General features: G+C 52.3%; 21 protein-coding genes. 3 read left to right on the top strand and 18 right to left on the bottom strand.

All coding sequences use genetic code 11. From position 1 onward, the window contains the following. Positions 1–4 precede the first annotated feature (4 nt). The 18 genes from tmk to rpmH all read right to left on the bottom strand — a co-directional run bounded on the left by tmk (position 5) and on the right by rpmH (position 17107). The gene (tmk, locus tag ACESOH_RS01635) at positions 5–634 is read right to left on the bottom strand and encodes a dTMP kinase (protein WP_373099253.1); all 630 of its coding nucleotides are present in this window, start codon (positions 632–634) and stop codon (positions 5–7) included. Positions 635–645: 11 nt separating this feature from the next. Further along, positions 646–1686, bottom strand: coding sequence for an endolytic transglycosylase MltG (mltG, locus tag ACESOH_RS01640; RefSeq protein WP_373099257.1), 1041 nt, complete (start codon positions 1684–1686; stop codon positions 646–648). A 136-nt stretch (positions 1687–1822) separates the two neighbouring features. Next, positions 1823–3055: a phosphoglycerate dehydrogenase gene (serA, locus tag ACESOH_RS01645; protein ID WP_032093437.1), complete on the bottom strand. Its 1233-nt coding sequence runs from the start codon at positions 3053–3055 to the stop codon at positions 1823–1825. A 21-nt stretch (positions 3056–3076) separates the two neighbouring features. Further along, positions 3077–3736, bottom strand: coding sequence for a ribose-5-phosphate isomerase RpiA (rpiA, locus tag ACESOH_RS01650; protein WP_032093436.1), 660 nt, complete (start codon positions 3734–3736; stop codon positions 3077–3079). A gap of 99 nt (positions 3737–3835) precedes the next feature. Then, positions 3836–4984 carry a radical SAM family heme chaperone HemW gene (gene hemW, locus ACESOH_RS01655; protein ID WP_373099259.1) on the bottom strand — a complete coding sequence of 383 codons (1149 nt, stop codon included), beginning with the start codon at positions 4982–4984 and terminating at the stop codon, positions 3836–3838. Further along, positions 4984–5580, bottom strand: a complete 597-nt coding sequence (gene rdgB, locus ACESOH_RS01660) for an RdgB/HAM1 family non-canonical purine NTP pyrophosphatase (RefSeq protein WP_373099261.1) — start codon at positions 5578–5580, stop codon at positions 4984–4986. Before rdgB ends, hemW begins: the two co-directional genes overlap by 1 nt. 102 nt (positions 5581–5682) lie before the next feature. Further along, positions 5683–6015 carry a ComEA family DNA-binding protein gene (locus ACESOH_RS01665; protein WP_032093433.1) on the bottom strand — a complete coding sequence of 111 codons (333 nt, stop codon included), beginning with the start codon at positions 6013–6015 and terminating at the stop codon, positions 5683–5685. 199 nt (positions 6016–6214) lie between these two features. Then, positions 6215–7159 carry a 4-hydroxy-3-methylbut-2-enyl diphosphate reductase gene (ispH, locus tag ACESOH_RS01670; protein WP_032093432.1) on the bottom strand — a complete coding sequence of 315 codons (945 nt, stop codon included), beginning with the start codon at positions 7157–7159 and terminating at the stop codon, positions 6215–6217. Further along, positions 7156–7653, bottom strand: a complete 498-nt coding sequence (gene lspA / locus ACESOH_RS01675) for a signal peptidase II (protein WP_032093431.1) — start codon at positions 7651–7653, stop codon at positions 7156–7158. Before lspA ends, ispH begins: the two co-directional genes overlap by 4 nt. A gap of 62 nt (positions 7654–7715) precedes the next feature. Next, positions 7716–10523, bottom strand: a complete 2808-nt coding sequence (ileS, locus tag ACESOH_RS01680; RefSeq protein WP_373099262.1) for an isoleucine--tRNA ligase — start codon at positions 10521–10523, stop codon at positions 7716–7718. A gap of 131 nt (positions 10524–10654) precedes the next feature. Further along, positions 10655–11530, bottom strand: a complete 876-nt coding sequence (locus ACESOH_RS01685; protein WP_032093429.1) for a DMT family transporter — start codon at positions 11528–11530, stop codon at positions 10655–10657. Continuing rightward, positions 11518–12471 (bottom strand): bifunctional riboflavin kinase/FAD synthetase, encoded by a 954-nt coding sequence (gene ribF, locus ACESOH_RS01690; RefSeq protein ID WP_032093428.1) that lies wholly within the window; start codon positions 12469–12471, stop codon positions 11518–11520. Before ribF ends, ACESOH_RS01685 begins: the two co-directional genes overlap by 13 nt. Before the next feature lie 99 nt (positions 12472–12570). Continuing rightward, complete coding sequence (locus tag ACESOH_RS01695) at positions 12571–13131, bottom strand: manganese efflux pump MntP (protein WP_373099263.1); 561 nt, start codon at positions 13129–13131, stop codon at positions 12571–12573. A gap of 126 nt (positions 13132–13257) precedes the next feature. Continuing rightward, positions 13258–14613, bottom strand: a complete 1356-nt coding sequence (gene mnmE, locus ACESOH_RS01700; protein ID WP_373099264.1) for a tRNA uridine-5-carboxymethylaminomethyl(34) synthesis GTPase MnmE — start codon at positions 14611–14613, stop codon at positions 13258–13260. 136 nt (positions 14614–14749) lie between these two features. Beyond that, on the bottom strand, positions 14750–16372 hold the full coding sequence (gene yidC, locus ACESOH_RS01705) for a membrane protein insertase YidC (protein ID WP_373099266.1): 1623 nt from the start codon (positions 16370–16372) through the stop codon (positions 14750–14752). Continuing rightward, a complete protein-coding gene (gene yidD / locus ACESOH_RS01710) occupies positions 16372–16632 on the bottom strand; it encodes a membrane protein insertion efficiency factor YidD (RefSeq protein ID WP_032093424.1) in 261 nt (86 codons plus the stop codon). Before yidD ends, yidC begins: the two co-directional genes overlap by 1 nt. Next, entirely contained in the window at positions 16596–16955 is a 360-nt protein-coding gene (rnpA, locus tag ACESOH_RS01715) for a ribonuclease P protein component (protein ID WP_032093423.1), read from the bottom strand. Before rnpA ends, yidD begins: the two co-directional genes overlap by 37 nt. A 17-nt stretch (positions 16956–16972) precedes the next feature. After that, positions 16973–17107, bottom strand: a complete 135-nt coding sequence (gene rpmH / locus ACESOH_RS01720; protein WP_005539760.1) for a 50S ribosomal protein L34 — start codon at positions 17105–17107, stop codon at positions 16973–16975. 360 nt (positions 17108–17467) lie between these two features. Between rpmH and dnaA the strand changes: the two genes are divergently transcribed. From dnaA to recF, 3 genes are read left to right on the top strand one after another with little or no spacing between them, the layout of a single operon-like run. Beyond that, positions 17468–18826 carry a chromosomal replication initiator protein DnaA gene (gene dnaA / locus ACESOH_RS01725; RefSeq protein WP_373099269.1) on the top strand — a complete coding sequence of 453 codons (1359 nt, stop codon included), beginning with the start codon at positions 17468–17470 and terminating at the stop codon, positions 18824–18826. A gap of 11 nt (positions 18827–18837) precedes the next feature. Beyond that, positions 18838–19938 carry a DNA polymerase III subunit beta gene (dnaN, locus tag ACESOH_RS01730; RefSeq protein WP_373099271.1) on the top strand — a complete coding sequence of 367 codons (1101 nt, stop codon included), beginning with the start codon at positions 18838–18840 and terminating at the stop codon, positions 19936–19938. 8 nt (positions 19939–19946) lie between these two features. After that, complete coding sequence (gene recF / locus ACESOH_RS01735; RefSeq protein WP_373099273.1) at positions 19947–21026, top strand: DNA replication/repair protein RecF; 1080 nt, start codon at positions 19947–19949, stop codon at positions 21024–21026. The last annotated feature ends 30 nt before the right edge of the window (positions 21027–21056 follow it).

A 21056-nucleotide genomic window follows, 5' to 3' on the forward strand; every position in this document is an offset into this window, starting at 1 on the left:
ATTATCAATTGTTTTCCACAAACTGTCTGACCGCCGCCTGAATATCGGCGCTGACCGGCCCGATTTGCCGTCCGGCATCAATCAGCACCGCTTTCGGGTCGGCAGCCACCAGCTCCAGATAACGCGCTCTGGTACGTTGAAAAAAATCCAGCTGCTGATTTTCGATCCGATCCAGCTCGCCGCGACCTCTGGCACGCGCCAGCCCGACGGTGGGATCAATATCCAGATACAGGGTAAAATCCGGTTCAAAATCCTTTAATACAGCGTGTTTTAAGGTGTGCAGCAGCTCCTGATCAATCCGGCGGCCGCCGCCCTGATAAGCCTGTGAAGACAGATCATGGCGATCACCGATGACCCATTTGCCCTGCGCCAGCGCCGGTTTAATCACATTTTCCACCAGCTGCACCCGCGCCGCATACAACATCAGCAGTTCCGCCTTGTCAGTGATCGGCTCTTCCGTTTCATATTTGATCAGCTGACGCAGTTTCTCCGCCAGCGGCGTGCCGCCCGGTTCGCGGGTAAACACCAACTCCGTCACGCCTGCGGCATGCAGGGTTTGCACCACCGTCTGCAGTGCGGTGGTTTTGCCCGCGCCTTCCAGCCCTTCGATCACAATAAACTTGCCCGCTGTCATAAACTATCCTGTTATTTCGGTTTCTGTTGCGAACGATACCAGCGCAAATATTGCTGTACCGCCCGATTATGTTCCGCCAGCGTACGGCTGAACTGATGTCCGCCGCTGCCATCCGCCACAAAATAAAGAAAATCGTGTTTTTCCGGTTGTGCCGCCGCCATTAAGGCGCTTTCGCTCGGCATGGCAATCGGCGTCGGCGGCAAACCGTCTATCACATAAGTATTGTAAGGGGTCGGCGCCTCTAAATCCTTGCGCCGTATATTGCCGTCATACTGCTCGCCCATGCCGTAAATGACGGTCGGATCCGTCTGCAATTTCATATGCTTATTCAAACGGTTGATAAAAACGCCGGCCACTTTGCCACGCTCCGCCGCCAGCGCCGTTTCCTTTTCCACAATTGAGGCCAGAATCAGCAGCTGATAAGGATTTTCCAGCGGGAGATCGGCAGCACGCTGCGACCATGCCTGCGCCAGCACGTTGCTCATGTGTGCCGAGGCGCGCTGCAACAGCTCAAGATCCGTCGAACCCGGCGTGTAGTGATAAGTATCGGGATACAGCCAGCCCTCAATTTTGGCCGGCGCGGCAGCATCCTGCGGCAATGCCAGCAGGCTATAAATTTCCGCCTCGCTTTTGCCCTGCAGGGTTTGTGTTAAGTGCGGTGCGTTTTCCACCTTTTTACGCCAGCTTTTAAAAGTATCACCCTCAATAAACTGAACGCTGAACTGCGCTTCTTTCCCGGCGTTCAGCACCTGTAGCAGATCGCCGACGGTATGCACGCCGTTGAGGGAATAGGTTCCCGCTTTGATTTTATTCAGCTGCGGTTGTAATTTCAGCAGCCAAGGCAGCAGTCGGGCATCTTGCAGCAAGCCTTCCCGCTCCAGCAACGCCGCCAGTTTGCCGCCGGTGGTGCCGCGTTCCAGCGTCAGCAATTGATCCTGACCTTGCACGGAAACCGGTTGTTCGACAAAGTGCGAAACCTGTTGATAGCCCCAAAACACCACACCGCCGGCGATAATCAACAAGCACAAACCGACCCAAAAACACTTCTTCATACAAACAGTTAATCATTCATTAAAAAAATTAACGGCAAGTTTAACACAGGACAACCAAAAAGTGCGGTCAATTTTTTAGCGAAAAAATCGACCGCACTTTAGTCTGCAAGACGGCGGACAAAAGCCGCCGGGCGGATTAGAACAATACGCGGGCGCGGATGGTGCCGTCGATGGCGCGTAACTGTTGCAGCAATTCGCTGCTGTCTTCGGTTTCCACATCAATCACCACATAGCCGATTTTCGGATCGGTCTGCAAATATTGCGCCGCCACGTTAATATTGGCATCGACAAACAACTGGTTGATTTTATTAAGAATACCCGGACGATTTTGATGAATATGCAGCAGGCGTTTGGCGGTGCTGTGTTCCGGCAAGGACACTTCAGGGAAATTCACCGCCGATAAGGTGGAACCGTTATCGGAATATTTGACGAATTTGGTCGCCACTTCGGTACCGATATTTTCCTGTGCTTCCGCGGTGGAACCGCCGATATGCGGAGTCAACAGCACGTTATCGAATTCACGCAGCGGGGAAACGAATTCTTCGTTAATTGAGGCCGGCTCCTGCGGGAATACGTCAATCGCCGCGCCGCGGATTCGCCCGGCTTTCAGCGCCTGTGCCAGCGCATCGATATCTACCACGGTACCGCGCGCCGCATTGATAAAAATACAATCCTGTTTTAACTGCGCGATGCGTTCGGCGCTCATTAAATTTTTGGTCGAGGCATTTTCCGGCACATGCAGCGAAATCACATCACAGCCGGATAACAATTCTTCCAGCGTACTGACCTGCTGCGCGTTGCCGAGCGGCAATTTGGTTTCCAGATCATAGAAAAAGACGTTCATCCCCAACGATTCGGCCACAATACTCAATTGCGAACCGATATGCCCGTAACCGACGATGCCCAGTTTTTTACCGCGCACTTCATGCGATCCGACGGCGGATTTATTCCATACGCCGCGATGCACCTGCGCATTCGCCTGCGGAATATTGCGCATTAACAGCAAAATTTCGCCCAACACCAGCTCCGCCACCGAACGGGTATTGGAAAACGGCGCATTAAATACCGGAATACCGCGCGCTTTTGCCGCTTCCAGATCCACCTGATTGGTGCCGATACAAAAACAGCCGATAGCAATCAGCTTGCCGGCATGCTCCAGAATTTCAGCGGTCAGATGCGTGCGCGAGCGCAACCCGACGAAGTGCGCATCCTTAATCGCCTCTTTTAATTCCGCCGGCTCCAGCGCTTTTTTGTGATATTCGATATTGGTGTAACCTGCCGCGTGTAATACGTCCAACGCGTTTTGGTGTACGCCTTCCAAAAGTAAAAACTTAATTTTTGATTTATCCAGCGATACTTTGGCTGTCATGTTTGCTCTCCGTTGTTATGATTATTCAATAATTTTGCTGCCGTCGGGCGTCCCGACAATAATAATATCCGCCGCGCGCAGGGCAAAAATCCCGTTAGTGACTACGCCGGCGACATTATTTAAGGTTTTTTCCATTTCCACCGGATTCATGATTTTAAAATTATATACATCTAAAATCACATTGCCGTTATCGGTCACGACGCCCTCACGGTATTCCGGCGAACCGCCTAATGCAACCAGTTTGCGCGCCACTTGCGAGCGCGCCATAGGAATCACTTCCACCGGCAAGGCGAATGTAGAGCCTAACACATCTACCTGTTTGCTGCTATCCACGATGCAGATGAATTTTTTTGCTAATGCGGCCACAATTTTTTCACGTGTCAGCGCCGCACCGCCGCCTTTAATCATCATTTTCTGCGGATTGACCTCATCGGCGCCGTCCACATAAATGTCCAGACTGGAAACATCATTGGCGCTGAATACCTCAATGCCTTGTTTTCGCAATAATTCTTCCGAGTGTTTGGAGGCCGCCACCGCACCTTTGATTTGATTTTTCATCGTGCCGAGCGCATCGATAAAACAGTTTACCGTCGAACCGCTGCCGACGCCGACAATCGTATCCGCTTTCACATAGGCCAACGCCGCCTGCGCCGCCTGTTTTTTCATTGTTAATTGATCCATATATCATCCTTTATGCAGGCGGAACATAAGCTGCCGCCCGAAGTAAACGTTTGCCTGTAACCGCCATACTTTAATGCTATTGCAGGGGATAAACAAGCCCTATTCCGGTAAAAAGCCGGCCAACAGTTCGTTTAAAAACAACTTGCCCCGTTCCGTCACCTGCCAAGTGCGGTCGGTTTGCGTAATATATTGCTGCGCCAACGCCCAATCCGTCTGCTTGCGCACCGTTTCAATCGGCAGCCCGGTCAGCCGGATAAAATCCTGTTTCGGTACGGGTTCCAGCAGGCGAAAGCGGTTCATAAAAAATTCAAAGGGACGATCCGCCGCCTCCACCGCCTTTTCTTCATAGCGATAGTCGCCGCGCAAATAACCTTGCGGGTGTTTGGTTTTGGAAAAGCGGATGATGTTGCCGTCGGCAAAACTCAGCTTCCCGTGCGCGCCACAGCCGATCGCCAGATAATCGCCGAAACGCCAGTAATTCAGATTATGCCGGCACTGATAGCCGGGCTTGGCATAAGCGGAAGTTTCGTATTGCCGGTATCCTGCCTGCGTCAGTAAACGGTGTCCTTGCTCGAAAATCGTCCATAGCTCATCGTCATCGGGCAGCCGCGGCGGCCGGGAAGCAAACAGGGTATTCGGTTCAATCGTCAGCTGATACCAGGATAAATGCGGCGGTGCCAGCGCAATCGCCTGACGCAAATCGGCCAGCGCCTGCGCCGTATTTTGCTGCGGCAGTCCGTGCATCAGATCCAGATTGAAAGATGTTACTCCGCAAACGCGGGCAAAACCGACCGCACTTTTGGCCTCTTCGGCATTGTGAATCCGCCCCAAACTTTGCAGTTTTTCATCGTCAAAACTTTGAATGCCCATGGAAATGCGGTTGACACCGCCCTCGACATAACCGATAAAACGCTGCGCTTCCGCCGTGCCGGGATTGGCTTCCAGCGTAATTTCAATCTCGGCGTCGAAGGCAATACGCTGCCGGATGCCGTGTAATAAACAAGCGATGCCGTCGGCGGAAAACAGGCTCGGCGTGCCGCCGCCGATAAAAATGGAATGCAGCGGCCGTTGCCCGACGCTGTCACGGTAACGCGCCAGATCCTGATCCAGATCCGCCAGCAAATGGCGCAGATAATCCCGTTCGGGAATCGCGCCTTTTTGCGCATGAGAATTAAAATCGCAATAGGGGCATTTCTGTACGCACCAGGGAATATGAATATACAGACTTAACGGCGGCAAGCTCAGCATTATTTCAGGCGCTCTTTCAGTACCGCCAGCGCTCTGGCGCGGTGAGAGACGGTTTTCTTCTCCGCACTTTCCAGCTCGGCAAAGGTGGCGTTTTTAGGCGGGTAGAAAAACAGGCTGTCATAACCGAAGCCGTTCGTGCCTTTTTCCTCGAAAGTAATATGGCCGTGGCATTCGCCCTCGGCAATAATCGGCGACGGATCGCCTGCATGTTGCAACAGCACAATGCAGCTGACAAATTTTGCCTGCCGTTTGTCCGCCGCGATGTGCGCCAGATTCGCCAGCAGTTTGCGCCGGTTTTCCCGATCGGCATGTTCGCCCTCCACGCCGGCATAACGGGCGGAATATAATCCCGGCTCACCGCCCAGCGCCGACACCACCAGCCCGCTGTCGTCGGCTATCGCCGGCAGACCGGACATTTTTGCCGCGTGGCGCGCTTTTAAAATGGCGTTTTCCACGAAGGTCAGGCCGGTTTCCTGCGGGCTTTCAATGCCCAGATCCGATTGTGCGATCACCTCGAAACCGAAGTTTTCCAGCACGTCGGCCATTTCTTTCACTTTGCCTTGATTGCCGGTGGCAAGTACGATTTTTTGCGTCATGTTCGCTCCTTGAGTCATTTAAAGTGCGGTTAATTATACGCTTAAAATAACAAAAGCCGAATACCCGAAGGTTCCGGCTTTGTAAACTATTTCAGACTGCGATTACTGCAAGCTGATGCGCCCTTTATTTTTGTCTAAAGTAGCCTTACCGATGCCTTGTACCTCCAGCAATTGTTCAAGCGCGGTAAAGTTACCGTGTTTTTCGCGATACTCGACCACCGCCTGTGCTTTCTTCGCCCCGATACCGAGCAGGGATGTTTCGATCTCTTGCGCGCTCGCCGTGTTGATATTCAGCTTATCGCCGACCACAACCTCCGTGCTCTGCCGCCCGTCGGACACATCTTCTGCCGGCGATACCTGTTGCGCCGACGCCGTCCCGCTGCACAGGGCGACTAAGAAAAATATTGCGCTGAAAAGCGCGTTAACTGATTTCATATACTGTCCTTTTGTCAAGTTAAGCCGTCGTTGGGATTACGCCAACGGGCGTTACTCTGTGCCAAAGGACAACAATCTGCAATCGGCGCCGCACGGTTTTACGATCCGGATCGCAAAGCGGAGAAAAAGTGCGGTAAAAAAGCACGTTGTTTTTCCGCTCCCGATTCCGATTGACACGGCAGGCGCGCCGCATAAACCGTTAGCCGACCGCTTGCACGCGCAGTTCTTTCGGCACTTCAAATACGGTATTTTCTTCGCAGCCCTGCAACTCCTCCACCGTTTCCACGCCCAGCGCTTTCAAGCGTGCAATCACCGACTGCACCAGCACTTCGGGTGCCGAGGCGCCGGCGGTGACGCCGATAACCTCAACCTGATTGAGCCACTGCGGATCAATATCACCGGCTTCATCAATCAGCTTGGCGGTCACGCCCATCCGGGAGGCCAGTTCCGCCAGCCGGTTGGAGTTGGACGAATTTTTCGAACCGACCACAATCACCAGATCCGATTGTTTCGCCAGTTCGCGCACCGCTTGCTGCCGGTTGGTGGTGGCATAGCAAATATCGTTTTTACGCGGCCCCTGAATGGCAGGGTATTTTTGCTTCAGCGCGTCAATCACCTCGCTGGTGTCGTCAATCGACAGCGTGGTCTGGGTCATAAAGGTGATGTCTTCATCATTGCGCAGAGACAATTTAGCGATATCCTGCACGTCTTCCACCAGATAAATTCCGCCCTCGCGGTTATCGTACTGCCCCATCGTGCCTTCCACTTCCGGGTGGCCTTCGTGTCCGATCAGAATCGCTTTGGTGCCTTTGCGACTGGCGCGCGCCACCTGCATATGCACCTTGGTGACCAGCGGGCAGGTAGCGTCGAACACTTTCAGTTCGCGCCGTTTGGCTTCCTGACGTACCGCCTGCGAGACGCCGTGGGCGGAAAAAATCACAATCGCACCGTCCGGCACTTCGTCCAGTTCTTCCACAAACACCGCACCGCGCTCACGCAATCCGTTCACCACAAAACGGTTATGCACCACTTCATGCCGCACATAAATCGGGGCGCCGTGAATTTCCAGCGCCAGCTCCACGATACTGATGGCACGATCCACGCCGGCGCAGAATCCGCGCGGATTGGCTAAAATAATCTTCATGCTTGCTCGCTCTTTGCTTTATCGCCGTTTTTCAGCGCGTCCAGCGCCAGCAACGCGGCGCCGACGCAAATGGCGATGTCCGCCACATTAAAGACCGGATAATGCCAGTCCCGCCAGTAAAAATCCAGAAAATCCACCACGAAACCGTGATAAGCGCGATCCGCCATATTCGCCAGCGCACCGCCGATAATCAGCGCATAGGCACTGTTTTGTAAGCGTTGGCATGCGTCGTTTTTATACAGGAAATACACCAGCATCAGCGAAATCGCGATCGCCAGTAAAATAAAGAAGTATTGCTGCCAGCCGGAATGGGTGGCTAAAAAACTGAACGCCGCGCCGGGATTGCGCACATAAGTCAGATTAAATAGCGGCAGAACAGGCACGCTTTCGTATAACTCAAAACGGGTGACGACCAGATATTTGCTCGCCAGATCGGCAATAAAGGCGATGAGGCTCAGCCATAAAAATGAAAGTCCGGTTTTGTTGCTGGACATAAATGTTCCTACTTATGAAAAGTGCGGTCAAATTAACCGCACTTTTTTGACTTTGATACGGATTAGGCGAATCGTCTGACTTCGCCCTGTCCTTCCACATTTTCCACACAGCGCGAACACAGGGACGCCTCGTCTTTGCTGTCGGAATAATGCCAGCAGCGCGGACATTTATGCTTGGCGGAACGCACCACTTTCACCGCCAGCCCTTGCAGTTCGCCCTCTGCCACATCCGCCTGCGCCAGCGGTTTAACTTCCGCTTTCGAGGTGATCAGCACGAAGCGCAGCTCGTCTTGCAATTGCGCCAGCAACGCCGCATAGCGCTCGTCGGCGTAAATCGTCAGCTCCGCTTCCAGCGCCGCGCCGATAATTTTCTCATTACGCGCCTGTTCCAGCACGCGGTTAATTTCATCGCGCACGGTCAGAATCTGCTGCCAGTACTGATCGTCCATCGCTTCGTTTTCATCCAGCGCAAACAGGTCGTCGTAAAATTCTTCGGTAAACACGAATTCACCGCGCTCGCCCGGAATGTAGCGCCAGATTTCATCGGCGGTAAAGGACAGAATCGGCGCAATCCAGCGTACCAGCGCTTCGGCGATATGCCACAGCGCGGTCTGGCAGCTGCGACGGGCAAGGCTGTCCGCTTTGGTGGTATATTGACGGTCTTTGATAATATCCAGATAAAAAGAGCCCATTTCGATTGAGCAGAACTTCATTAATCGCTGCACGACCGCATGGAACTGATAATTATCATAGGCGTCTTTAATTTCGTTCTGCGCCCGCAATGCGCAATCCACCGCCCAGCGATCCAGCGCAATCATCTCCTGCGGTTGTACTTTATCGCGTTGCGGATCAAAGCCGTTCAGATTCGCCAGCAGGAAGCGCGCCGTATTACGGATACGACGATAGGCGTCGGCGGCGCGGTTGAGGATATTGTGAGACACGGCAATCTCACCGGTATAATCGGTGGACGCCACCCACAGGCGCAGAATATCGGCGCCGTTTTTGTTCCATACTTCGCTCGGTAAAATGGTGTTGCCGAGGGATTTGGACATTTTGCGCCCTTTTTCATCCACCGTGAAACCGTGAGTTAATACCTGATGATACGGCGCTTTGCCGTCCGTTGCGGTGGACAGCATTAAAGAAGACATAAACCAGCCGCGGTGCTGATCAGAACCTTCAAGGTACATATCCGCCGACAAACCGTGAAACTCCGGACGCTGCGCCACGACGGAGGCGTAAGTGGAGCCGGAATCGAACCATACATCCAGCGTATCCGGCACTTTATGATAGATTTTGGCATCTTCACCGAGCAGCTCGGCCGGATCCAAATCCCACCATGCCTGAATGCCTTCTTTTTCCACCCGTTTAGCCACTTCTTCCAACAGTTCCGAGGTGCGCGGATGCAACTCTTCCGTTTCGTTGTGTACGAACAGGGTCATCGGCACGCCCCAAGTACGCTGGCGTGAAATACACCAGTCCGGACGGTTCGCCACCATGGTGTCGATGCGCGCTTCGCCCCAGCTTGGGATCCAGCGCACTTGTTTGATTTCTTTTAACGCCTGCGCGCGCAGCCCTTGGGTTTCCATACCGATAAACCATTGCGGTGTCGCACGGAAAATTATCGGGGTTTTATGCCGCCAGCAATGCGGATAGCTGTGTTTAATGCGTTCCAGTTTCAGCAGCGTACCGGTTTCGCGCATTTTGGCGATCACTAAATCATTGGCTTCAAATACGCCTTTACCGGCAAAAAACGGCGTCGTGGAAATAAATTTCCCATCGTTGCCGACCAGTCCCGCCATATCCAGCTGATATTTCTGCGATACGATATAGTCGTCCAGACCGTGATCCGGCGCGGTATGCACCAAACCAGTACCGCCGTCGGTGGTCACATGATCACCGAAAATAAACGGCACATCAAACTCATAGAACGGGTGATTGAAACGCAGCAGCTCCAGCTCGGCGCCTTTCGCCGTTCCTAATACTTCAATCTGCTCGATCCCGACCGCTTTTTGCACCTCTTCCACCAGCGCTTGGGCTAAAATGACCCGTTCGTCACCGAATTGAACCAGTTGATAATCCAGTTCCGGATTAATCGCAATGGCGCGGTTGGACGGCAGCGTCCAAGGGGTGGTGGTCCAGATAACCGCGGCAATCGGCCCGTGGCCTTTGCCCTGCGCATGGAATTTTTCTTCCACCGCCGCCGGATCTGCGGCGCTAAAACGCACATAAATCGACGGCGACACTTTATCTTCATATTCCACTTCCGCTTCCGCCAGCGAAGAACCGCAATCCAGACACCAGTGCACCGGTTTGGAACCTTTATACAGGTGACCGTTGGCAATCACTTTGCCCAAGGTACGGATAATGCTGGCTTCCGTATCAAAATTCATGGTCAGATAAGGATTATCCCAATCGCCCAGCACACCCATGCGGATAAAATCGGCTTTCTGTCCTTCAACCTGTTCTTTGGCGTAAGCGCGGCAGGCTTGACGGAATTCTGCGGCGGAGACTTTTTCATTCGGTTTTCCGACAATGCCTTCCACTTTTAACTCAATCGGCAGACCGTGACAATCCCAGCCCGGCACATAAGGCGTATCGAAACCCAGTGCGGTTTTTGATTTCAGAATAATGTCTTTCAGAATTTTATTCACTGCATGACCGAGATGCAGCGTCCCGTTCGCATACGGCGGGCCGTCGTGCAGAATAAAGGTTTTCTTGCCTTTCGATGCCGCCCGGATTTGCTGATAAAGTTTTTTCTCATACCAGTTTTTCAGCATATCCGGCTCACGTTTCGCCAAATCACCACGCATCGGAAAGCCGGTTTCCGGCAGGTTCAGCGTGTTTTTATAATCTACAGTTTCATTCGACATGTGTTTATTCCAGGTTGTCAATATTAAAAAATAATCTGCTTATCAGGCGCAGACGAATTGCAGCATTATACGCATAAATGCGGCAAGATTAAAGGCTGAATTGCGCGCCGGGAAAGGAGCGGAATGCGTACCTACGCGCGTTTGCGGCGCAGTTTTTTCACCAGTAACGGCAGGCTGACGGATAAAAAAGTCGCCGCCATCACCAGCGACATTCCGATACCGCTGACTAAGGAAAAACTTTCGCCCAGCACCAGCACCGCCAACAACACGCCGAATACCGGCTCCAGCGTAATCAGAATGCCGGATATATTGGCGCTCACCTGCTGTAACCCCTTATTAAACAGCAGCATGGCAAACCAGGTACAGGCAACGGCAAGATACACCACCGCGGCAATGCCGTTAACCGTCGGCGTAATCTGCCAGTTGCGGGTGAATAATAAGGTAAACGGCAGGCATAACAGGGCACCGAGCACTAAAATGCAGTTGGTGTAAACCTGCGGATTGATTTCTTTCATCACGCTTTTGCCTAAATACAGACAAAGGGCAAAAATCACTTCCGCCAGCAGAACTAAAAAACAGCCCCAGACACTGATTTCACCGTCATCCGGGCTGCCGGAGACCACCAGCGCAATACCGATAAACGCCAGCGCACTTAATATCCAGTCGATAGGTTTGGCCTGCTGACCAAAGAACAGGCGGCCGATAAACACCACTAGCAACGGCTCCATGCCGACAATGGTGCTGGCGCTGGCGGCGGAAGTATAATACAAACCGATAAACTGCAAATTAAGCACCAGCGGCAGATTCATCATCGCCAGCAGCCACACTTTGCCGCGTAAGTGCGGTGGAATGCGGCGATAATTCCGTTTAAACAGCGGCAATAAAAGCAGGGCGGAAATCATCAGCCGGATCTGTACGGTAAGCGCCGGATCAAAGGTTTCATACGAAAATTTGCCGGCAATCAGCGAACTGGCCCAAATCGTCACCGCCGCAATCAGGTACCACATATTTCGTCCCGATGGGCAAAAAAGGCGCGCGCCACTTCGGCATCGCGCGTAATCTGCGCTTTCAGCCGTTCAAAGGAAGGGAATTTGATTTCGTTGCGTAGCTTATAGCAAAACTCAACCTGTACATTCTGACCGTACAGATCACGGTCGAAATCAAACAGATGGACTTCCAGTAACTGCTTTACCCCGTTGACGGTCGGCCGTTTGCCGATATTCGCCACGGCACAGAAAATCTCATCGTTTTTTAACCGCACTTTTACCGCATACACCCCTTTTACCGGATTGACTTGACGGTGCAGGCTGATATTGGCGGTGGGAAAACCGATGGTGCGCCCCAGTTTATGGCCGTGAATCACCCGACCGAAAATCCGATAGGGTTTGCCGAGCAGTTTTTCTGCGCCAGCCAGATCATCGTTCGCCAGCGCCTGACGGATTGCGGTACTGCTTATACGCTGATTGTCCAGACGGAAACTGCGGTTATCTTCCACCGTAAAACCGAATTGTGCGCCGGCACGCTGCAACAGCGCAAAATCGCCCGCACGCTTGGCACCAAAGCGGAAATCATCACCGATGCTGAGAAATTTCACCTGCAGGTGCGCCGCCAGCCAGTCGGCGATAAACTGCTGCGCGCTCAACGCGGCAAAAGTGCGGTCGAATTTTACGCAGAAAACATAATCCACCCCTGCCTGCGCCAGATAATACAGCTTATCGCGCAGCCGCATCAGACGCGCCGGCGCCTTCTGCGCCAGAAAATATTCGCTCGGCTGCGGTTCGAACAGCATCACCACCATCGGCAACCCCAAGGCGTCGGCTTTGGCGCGCAAATGACGCAATACCGCCTGATGTCCCAGATGAACGCCGTCGAAATTACCGATAGTCAGCGCACAGCCCTGTTGGCGTAAAAGTGCCGGAAGATTGTGAATACCGCGAATAAGGCGCATGAATTGATCCGTCTAACATTGAAATAATGGCAGATTATACGCATAAATCGGACAAGATTAAAGGCAAGTCTGCCCGCCCGATGGCGTCAGGCGGCAGAATTAAAAGACATGATGTTCAAATAAAATCCGGATTGCGATAAAAATCAGCATCGCACCGCCCAGCAACTCGGTTTTGTTTTTCAGTTTGCTGCCCAGCAAATGCCCGCCTTTTACCCCGATAATCGACAGCAGCATGGTAATCAAACCGATAATCACAATGGCACTGAAGATATCGACCGACAAAAAAGCGAAAGACACGCCGACTGCCAGCGCGTCGATGCTGGTCGCCAGTCCGAGTGCCAGCAGCGATTTGCAGCTGAAATTATCATCGCATTGTTCTTCCTGCTTGGCGCTGCAACCGTTTTTCAGCATATTGATACCGATAATCATCAGCAACGCAAAAGAAACCCAGTGATCAATATCCCGGATGGATTCGCTGAACTGAATTCCCAACACAAAGCCGAGCAACGGCATTCCCGCCTGAAACAGTCCGAAATAAATCCCGGTTTTCAGCGCGTTGCGCCATTGAAAGGAAGACGATGACAGACCTTTGCAAACCGAAACGGCGAAAGCGTCCATTGACAGCCCGAAAGCTATCACCCACAGTGCATAAAAACTCATAACAATAAAATACGGCAAAATAAAGTGTGCGGATTATAGAACAAAACCCGCGTGCTTTTTTATAGCCAGATCAAAAAAAGGGTAAAAAACGGGCGCCTGAATGCCTCTGAAAGACGCGCCCTGAAATTATTTACCGATACAAAACGAACTGAAAATATGACCCAGCAAATCGTCGGAGGTAAACTGCCCGGTGATTTCGCCAAGGTGAGTCTGCACGATACGCAGCTCTTCGGCCAACAATTCGCCGGCATGAAATTCCACCAACTGAATAAGCCCGGCGTGCAGATGTGCCGATGCCTGCTGTAAGGCCTCCAAATGACGGCGCCGAGCCAGAAAACCGCCTTCCGTGCCGGTTTGATAACCCATCGACTGCTTCAAATGCTCGCGCAGCAAATCAATGCCCTGCCGGGTTTTCGCCGACAGGCAAATCACGCTATAACCGTCCCGCTCGGAAATCCCTTCGCGCTCGCCGCTTAAATCCGCTTTATTGCGCACCACCGTCAGCGGAATATCTTTCGGTAATTTCGTCAGAAATTCCGACCGCACTTGCGCCCAATCCTGACTGTTATCGGTGCTGTCCTGCATCAGCAAAATCCGATCCGCCTGTTCGATTTCGTCCCACGCGCGGCTGATGCCTATCCGCTCCACTTCGTCGGTGGCATCACGCAAACCGGCGGTATCGATAATATGCAGCGGCATGCCGTCGATATGAATATGCTCACGCAGCACATCGCGCGTAGTGCCGGCGATGTCCGTCACAATCGCCGCGTCCCGTCCGGCCAGAGCGTTAAGCAGACTGGATTTGCCCGCATTCGGCCGTCCGGCGATCACCACTTTCATGCCTTCGCGCAAAATCGAACCTTGCCGGGCCTCCGCGCTGACGCTATCCAACTGTGCGATAATATCGCGCAGCTGCCCTTCGATTTTACCGTCCGCCAGAAAATCGATCTCCTCATCGGGAAAATCAATCGCCGCTTCCACATAAGTGCGCAGATAAATCACCGCGTCCACCAGCTGATTAATTTTACGCGAAAATTCCCCTTGCAGGGATTTCAGCGCCGAACGCGCCGCCTGCGCCGAGCTGGCGTCAATCAAATCGGCAATGGCCTCCGCCTGCGCCAGATCGAGCTTATCATTTAAAAACGCCTGTTCGGAAAACTCGCCCGGCCGCGCCAGACGCACGCCGTCGATTTGCACGATGCGTTGCAGCAGCAGATCGAGCACCACTTGTCCGCCGTGCCCCTGCAATTCCAGCACATCTTCGCCGGTAAAGGAGTGCGGCGCTTTGAAATACAGGGCGATCCCCTGATCGAGCACGCTGCCGTCGGCGTCTTTAAACGGCAAGTAATCCGCCATCCGCACTTTCGGGCATTTTCCCAGCACCTGTTGCGCCACTTCCGCCGCCAGCGGACCGGAAACGCGCAGAATACCGATTCCGCCGCGGCCGATAGGCGTGGCCTGTGCTACGATTGTGTCTTTCATAAAAACTTTCCTAAATTTAACCGCACTTTTAGCAGACCCAAAGTGCGGTGCTTATTTTCTGAGAAAATCAGAATCGGTTGCCGACTCATAAAATAAAAGGTATCCGTCGATACCTTTTTCGTTGTTTGTCTCGGACTTATTTGGCGCGCGAATGCAAGCCTTTTTTCTCCAGCCCGCGATAAATCAATTGTTGCTGCACGATGGTGATCAGGTTGGAGACCAGCCAGTATAATACCAGCCCTGCCGGGAAGAACAGGAAGAACACCATAAAAATCAGCGGCATAAATGTCATGACTTTCTGCTGCATCGGATCAGCCACCGGGGTCGGCGACATTTTCTGCAACAGGAACATGGACGCGCCCATTAAAATCGGCAGAATATAATACGGATCCTGCGCCGATAAATCCTGAATCCAGCCGAAGAACGGCGCATGGCGCAATTCCACCGCTTCCATAAAGGTCCAGTACAGGGCGATGAAAATCGGCATTTGCAGCAGAATCGGCAAACAACCGCCCAGCGGGTTCACTTTTTCTTCTTTATACAGCTTCATCATTTCCTGACTCATACGCTGGCGATCATCGCCGAAACGTTCACGCATTTCCTGCAGTTTCGGTTGCAGCATGCGCATTTTCGCCATCGAAGTATATTGCGCTTTGGTCAGCGGATATAAAATCGCTTTCACCACCAAGGTCACGCCGATAATCGCCAGCCCCCAGTTATGCACCAGACTCTGAATCAGCGTCAGCAATTTGAATAACGGTTTGGCGATAAACCATGCCCAGCCGTAATCCACGGTTAAATCCAGGTGATTGGCCACCTCCGCCATTTGATTTTGCAGTTTCGGGCCGGTCCACAGCTTGCTGGTAATGGTTTCGCTCGCACCGGCAGGCACCGTAACCACCGGACCGCGATAACCGATGGAACCGATATTATTCGCCTTGTCGGTTAAGGTATAAAGCCGGTTGTCGGCATCCTGATCCGGGATCCAGGCGGAAACGAAATAATGCTGCAAAATCGCCACCCAGCCAGCTTTGGTGTCCACGGCCAGATTGGCTTTCTGCATATCGTCGAAACTGTATTTTTTATAATTGGTTTCGGAAGAGGAATAAGCGCCTCCGGTATAAGTCGGCATCGCCATGCTGCCGGAACTTTCCACTAAGGTGTGACGCAGCTGGCCGTAAGGCTCCACTTCAATCGCATTGCCGCTTTGATTATCAATTTCATAATTGACCGCCACATCGTATTCACCGCGTTTCAGCACGAAGACTTTACGGTATGTCACGCCGTTTTTCTCAAAGGTCAGCGGTACGCGTAATTCGTCCTGCCCGTCCGCCAGACTGAACTGTTCGCCGTCCGCCTGATAATTCGCCCGTCCCGCTTTGCTGTCGATACCGTCTTTACCGATTAAACCGCTTTGCGCGATATAAATATGTTCCGGGCTATTGCGCAGCAGCACAAACGGCGTATCGGAATGTAATTCGGCATCGTATTTCAGTAATTCGGAACCGATCACATCGCCGCCCAGCGTATCCACCTGCAGGCGGAACACATCGTTTTGCAGGGTAATAATTTTACCTTTTAGCTGCGCATCGCCGGCAATCGCGGCAACCGATGAGGCGGAAGCTGCCGGCATATCGGCCGTTTTGGCTTGTTCAGTCGCAACGGGTTTCGGCGTATGGTAGTCAATCTGCCATTGCTGATAAACCAGAAAAGAAATAAAGAGTAGTGCTAGCACCAAAAGGCTACGTCTTGAATCCATTATTCGTTCTCTTTTTTGTTATTAGTTTTCGGCGGCACGGGATCGTATCCGCCGGCGTTCAAAGGATGACATTTTAATATACGTTTCACGCTAAGCCAACTACCTTTTACTGCGCCGTGCGTTTTTAACGCCTCCACGGCGTAACAGGAACAGGTCGGGGTAAAACGGCAGCGCGGGCCGATCATCGGGCTTATCACCAACTGATAAAAACGGACAATGCCGATCAGGATTTTCGAGCCAAACGAATGTGACGCTGCCATAATTTATCCAAAGTCAGAAATAACGCGCGGTTATCCAGTTTACCGATGCCCTGTTTGGCCACAATCACAAAATCGTAAGCCGGCAGCTGATGTTGCCGTATGCGGAAACTTTCGCGGCAAATCCGTTTGATCCGGTTGCGATCATGGGCGCGCTTTAAATGCTTTTTCGCCACGGCCAGACCAAGGCGGCAGCAAGACAGGTGATTCGGACGGGCAAGAATGGTAATTTCAGGGGTACTCGCACGTAGCGGTTGTTGAAAAACGTATTTGAATTGAACGGGAGTCAGCAGACGCAGCTCCCGCGGAAAGTTTAGCGTAATCACACCGATAAGATCAGTGATTATGCGGATAAACTTTTACGACCTTTAGCACGGCGACGAGCCAAAACCTGACGGCCGTTTTTAGTCGCCATACGCGCACGGAAACCGTGAGTACGGCTGCGTTTTAATACGGAAGGTTGGAATGTACGTTTCATAACTATAATCTACCTAAATCAAAATTGTCGAATCATTGCCTTTGACGTTTAGATAGCCAAAAACAGAGATACTTGAAACAAGGGTTACTAAAATAAGGAACGGAATTGTAATCTGAAATTCGGCGTTCGTCAAATCAGAATAGGCGAAATCAAAGAATAAATCTTCGTTCCCGCCGATATCAAGCATAAAAGCGCGGGGAATTATACGTTTTTTGCGGAAAATCTCAAGTGAGGTTTTTCAACTTTTTTGCGCCTCGGCTAAAGATCTTTGCCGGAGTTTATTGTAAAATTAGGCGGATTCGCACCGCACTTTTTTCGCGGACAATTCTAATATTTTGATTTATAAAAGATAATATAACAATGAAACCGAATCTATCGTCACTTTGGCAAGATTGCCTTTTACAATTACAGGAGCAAATTTCAGCAACGGATTTCAGCACCTGGCTGCGTCCGCTGCAGGCGGACATCGCGGCCGAAAATACGATGATCCTTTATGCCTCAAACGTGTTTGTAAAAAACTGGGTGGAAACGCATTATCTTGAACAGATCAGCCGACTGGCGCAGCAATTTACCCAAAACGGCAGTTTTATCGTGAAAGTGCAGGAAGGCACCAAACCTGTCGCCAAACCGCCCGTCAGACCCGCACAAGCGCCTGAAGCCGCGCCCGCGGCGGAAAATGCGGCGCAGACCGCTTATCGTTCCAATCTGAACAGCAAACATATTTTCGACAATTTCGTCGAAGGTAAATCAAACCAGCTGGCACGCGCGGTGGCGCAAAAAGTGGCGAATAATCCCGGCGAGCAAAGCGCCAATCCGCTGTTTTTATACGGCGGCACCGGTTTGGGTAAAACCCACTTGCTGCACGCGGTCGGCAACGGCATCGTAAGCGGCAATCCGAACGCGAGGGTGATTTATATTCACGCCGAACGTTTTATGCAGGAATATGTGAAAGCGCTGAAAGCGGATCGCATGGAAAACTTTAAAAAATTCTACCGCACTTTGGATGCCCTGCTGATTGACGATATTCAGTTTTTCGCCGGCAAAGACGGCACGCAGGAAGAATTTTTCCATATTTTCAATTCGTTATTCGAAAGCAGCCGGCAGATTATTCTGACCTCCGATCGTTATCCGAAAGAAATTGAAAAAATCGAAGACCGCCTCAAATCCCGTTTCGGCTGGGGGTTAAGTATCGCTATCGAACCGCCGGAGCTGGAAACCCGGGTGGCGATTCTGCTGAAAAAGGCGGAAGAAAAAGCCATGCATCTGCCGGAAGAAGTGGCGCTGTTTATCGGCCAGAAACTGCGTACCAACGTGCGCGAACTGGAAGGCGCGCTCAACCGTGTGCATGCCAATGCGGAATTCACCGGCAAGGCCATTACCATCGATTTCGTGCGCGAAACCTTAAAAGATATGCTGGCGCTGCAGGACAAACTGGTGACGGTGGAAAATATTCAGAAAGTGGTGGCGGAATATTACCGCATCAAGGTGGCGGATCTAAAATCCAAAAACCGCTCCCGCTCGGTAGCGCGTCCGCGCCAGCTGGCCATGGCATTATCAAAAGAGCTGACCAACCGCAGCCTGCCGGAAATCGGCAAAGGCTTCGGCGATCGCGATCACACCACCGTGCTGCATGCCTGTCGGACGATTGCGGCACTGCGCGAACAAGACAGCAATATTCAGGAAGATTGGTCTAATTTAATCCGCACATTATCGGCATAAGGGGCTGAACCATGCAATTTACCGTTTCAAGAGAGAATCTGTTAAAACCGTTACAGCAAGTTTGCGGCGTGCTCAGCAGCCGTCCGAATATTCCCGTATTAAGCAACGTCTTATTGCACATCGAGGGCAATCATCTCACCATTACCGGCACCGATCTGGAAGTGGAACTGTCCACCCAGACCCTGCTTTCCGAGGCCGATCAGGACGGGCGGGTCACTATACCGGCGAAAAAATTCCTCGATATCTGCCGCAGTTTTCCCGACGGTTCAGATATTGTGGTGGCCTTTGAGGAAGAACGCGCGCTGGTGCGCTGCGGACGCAGTAAATTTAACCTCGCCACCCTACCGGCGGACGAATATCCGAATCTTGCCGACTGGCAGTCGGAGGTGGATTTCAGCCTTGATCAGGGCACTTTACGCCGTTTAATCGACGCCACGCAGTTTTCGATGGCCAATCAGGACGCGCGTTATTTCCTCAACGGGATGAAATTTGAAACCGAAGGCAATCTGCTGCGTACCGTGGCGACCGACGGACACCGTCTGGCGGTGTGCACCATCGCGCTGGAACAGGATTTACAGGCCCATTCGGTCATCGTGCCGCGCAAAGGAGTGCTGGAACTGGCGCGTTTGCTGGAGGCTACGGATCAACCGGCCCGCTTACAGATCGGCACCAATAATCTGCGCATTGATTTAGGCAGCGTGATTTTCACCTCCAAACTGATTGACGGGCGTTTCCCTGATTACCGCCGGGTGTTGCCGCGCAATGCGCAGCGCATTATGGTCGGTCACTGGGAAAGTCTGAAACAGGCCTTTGCCCGCGCGGCGATTTTATCCAACGATAAAGTGCGCACCGTGCGCCTACAGCTCACCGAAAATCAGCTGAAAGTTACCGCCACCAACCCGGAACATGAAGTGGCTGAAGAAATCATCGACGTCTCCTACAACGGTGAGGAAATGGAAGTCGGCTTTAACGTCAGCTATATTCTGGATGTGCTGAACGCGCTGAAATGCAGTCAGGTGCGCATGCGTCTGACCGACGCCTCCTCCAGCTGTCTGATTGAAGATGTGGACGACGCCAGCGCGGAATATGTCATCATGCCGATGCGTTTATAATCCGATTTATGGCCATTTCCCGTCTTATTATCGAAAATTTCCGTAATCTGACCGCCGTTGATCTTGAATTTGATCACGGCTTTAATTTTTTAGCGGGCAATAACGGCAGCGGTAAAACCAGCCTGCTGGAAGCGATTTTCTATCTCGCCCATGGCCGTTCGTTTAAAAGTGCGGTGGCAAATCGGATTATTTCTTACCAGCAACCGCACTTTACCCTGCACGGGCGGATTCAGGAACGTCAGCACCAATGGTCGGTCGGCTTGCAAAAACAGCGGCAGGGCAATACGCTGATCAAAATCAACGGTGAGGATGCAAGCAAAATTTCCGATCTCGCCCACCTGCTGCCGATGCAGATTATCACCCCGGAAGGCTTAACCCTGCTCAACGGCGGCCCGGCTTACCGGCGGGCGTTTCTGGATTGGGGGCTGTTTCATCATCATCCCGCCTTTCATGCCGCATGGAGCAACTTAAACCGTTTATTAAAGCAGAGAAATGCCGCATTGCAGCAAGTGCGCGATTATCAACAGCTGAAAATCTGGGATAGTCAACTGGCCGAGCTGGCTCATCAGGTCAGCCGCTGGCGCGCCGATTATGCCGATGCGCTGCGTCCGGAAATCGAGCGCACCTGCCGTTTATTTTTACCCGAGCTGGAAATTGCCGTCAGCTTTCATCAGGGCTGGGAAAAAGAGACCGAATACGGCGAGCTGCTGGCACGCAACTTTGCCCGCGATCAGGCCATCGGCTATACGGTATCCGGCCCGCAAAAAGCCGATTTCCGTTTCCGCGCCAACGGGCTGCCGGCGGAAGATATTTTATCGCGCGGTCAGCTCAAACTGCTGATGTGTGCGCTGCGTCTGGCGCAGGGCGAACACTTAACAGCCCGCAAAGAACGTCACTGTATCTTTTTAATTGACGATTTCGCCTCCGAGCTGGATCAAACCAAACGGGAACTGCTGGCCGAACGCTTGCGCCACAACGGCTCGCAGGTGTTCGTCAGCGCCATCACACAGGAACAGTTAGCGCCAATGTTGCCGCAAAAGCACCGCACTTTTGTGCTGGAAAACGGCCGCATTCGCTTAAGCGACTGAAATAATCGCCGCAAACTTGCATTATTTTTA

Origin of the sequence: Necropsobacter rosorum (assembly GCF_964241405.1) — a bacterium.
GTDB lineage: Bacteria > Pseudomonadota > Gammaproteobacteria > Enterobacterales > Pasteurellaceae > Necropsobacter > Necropsobacter rosorum.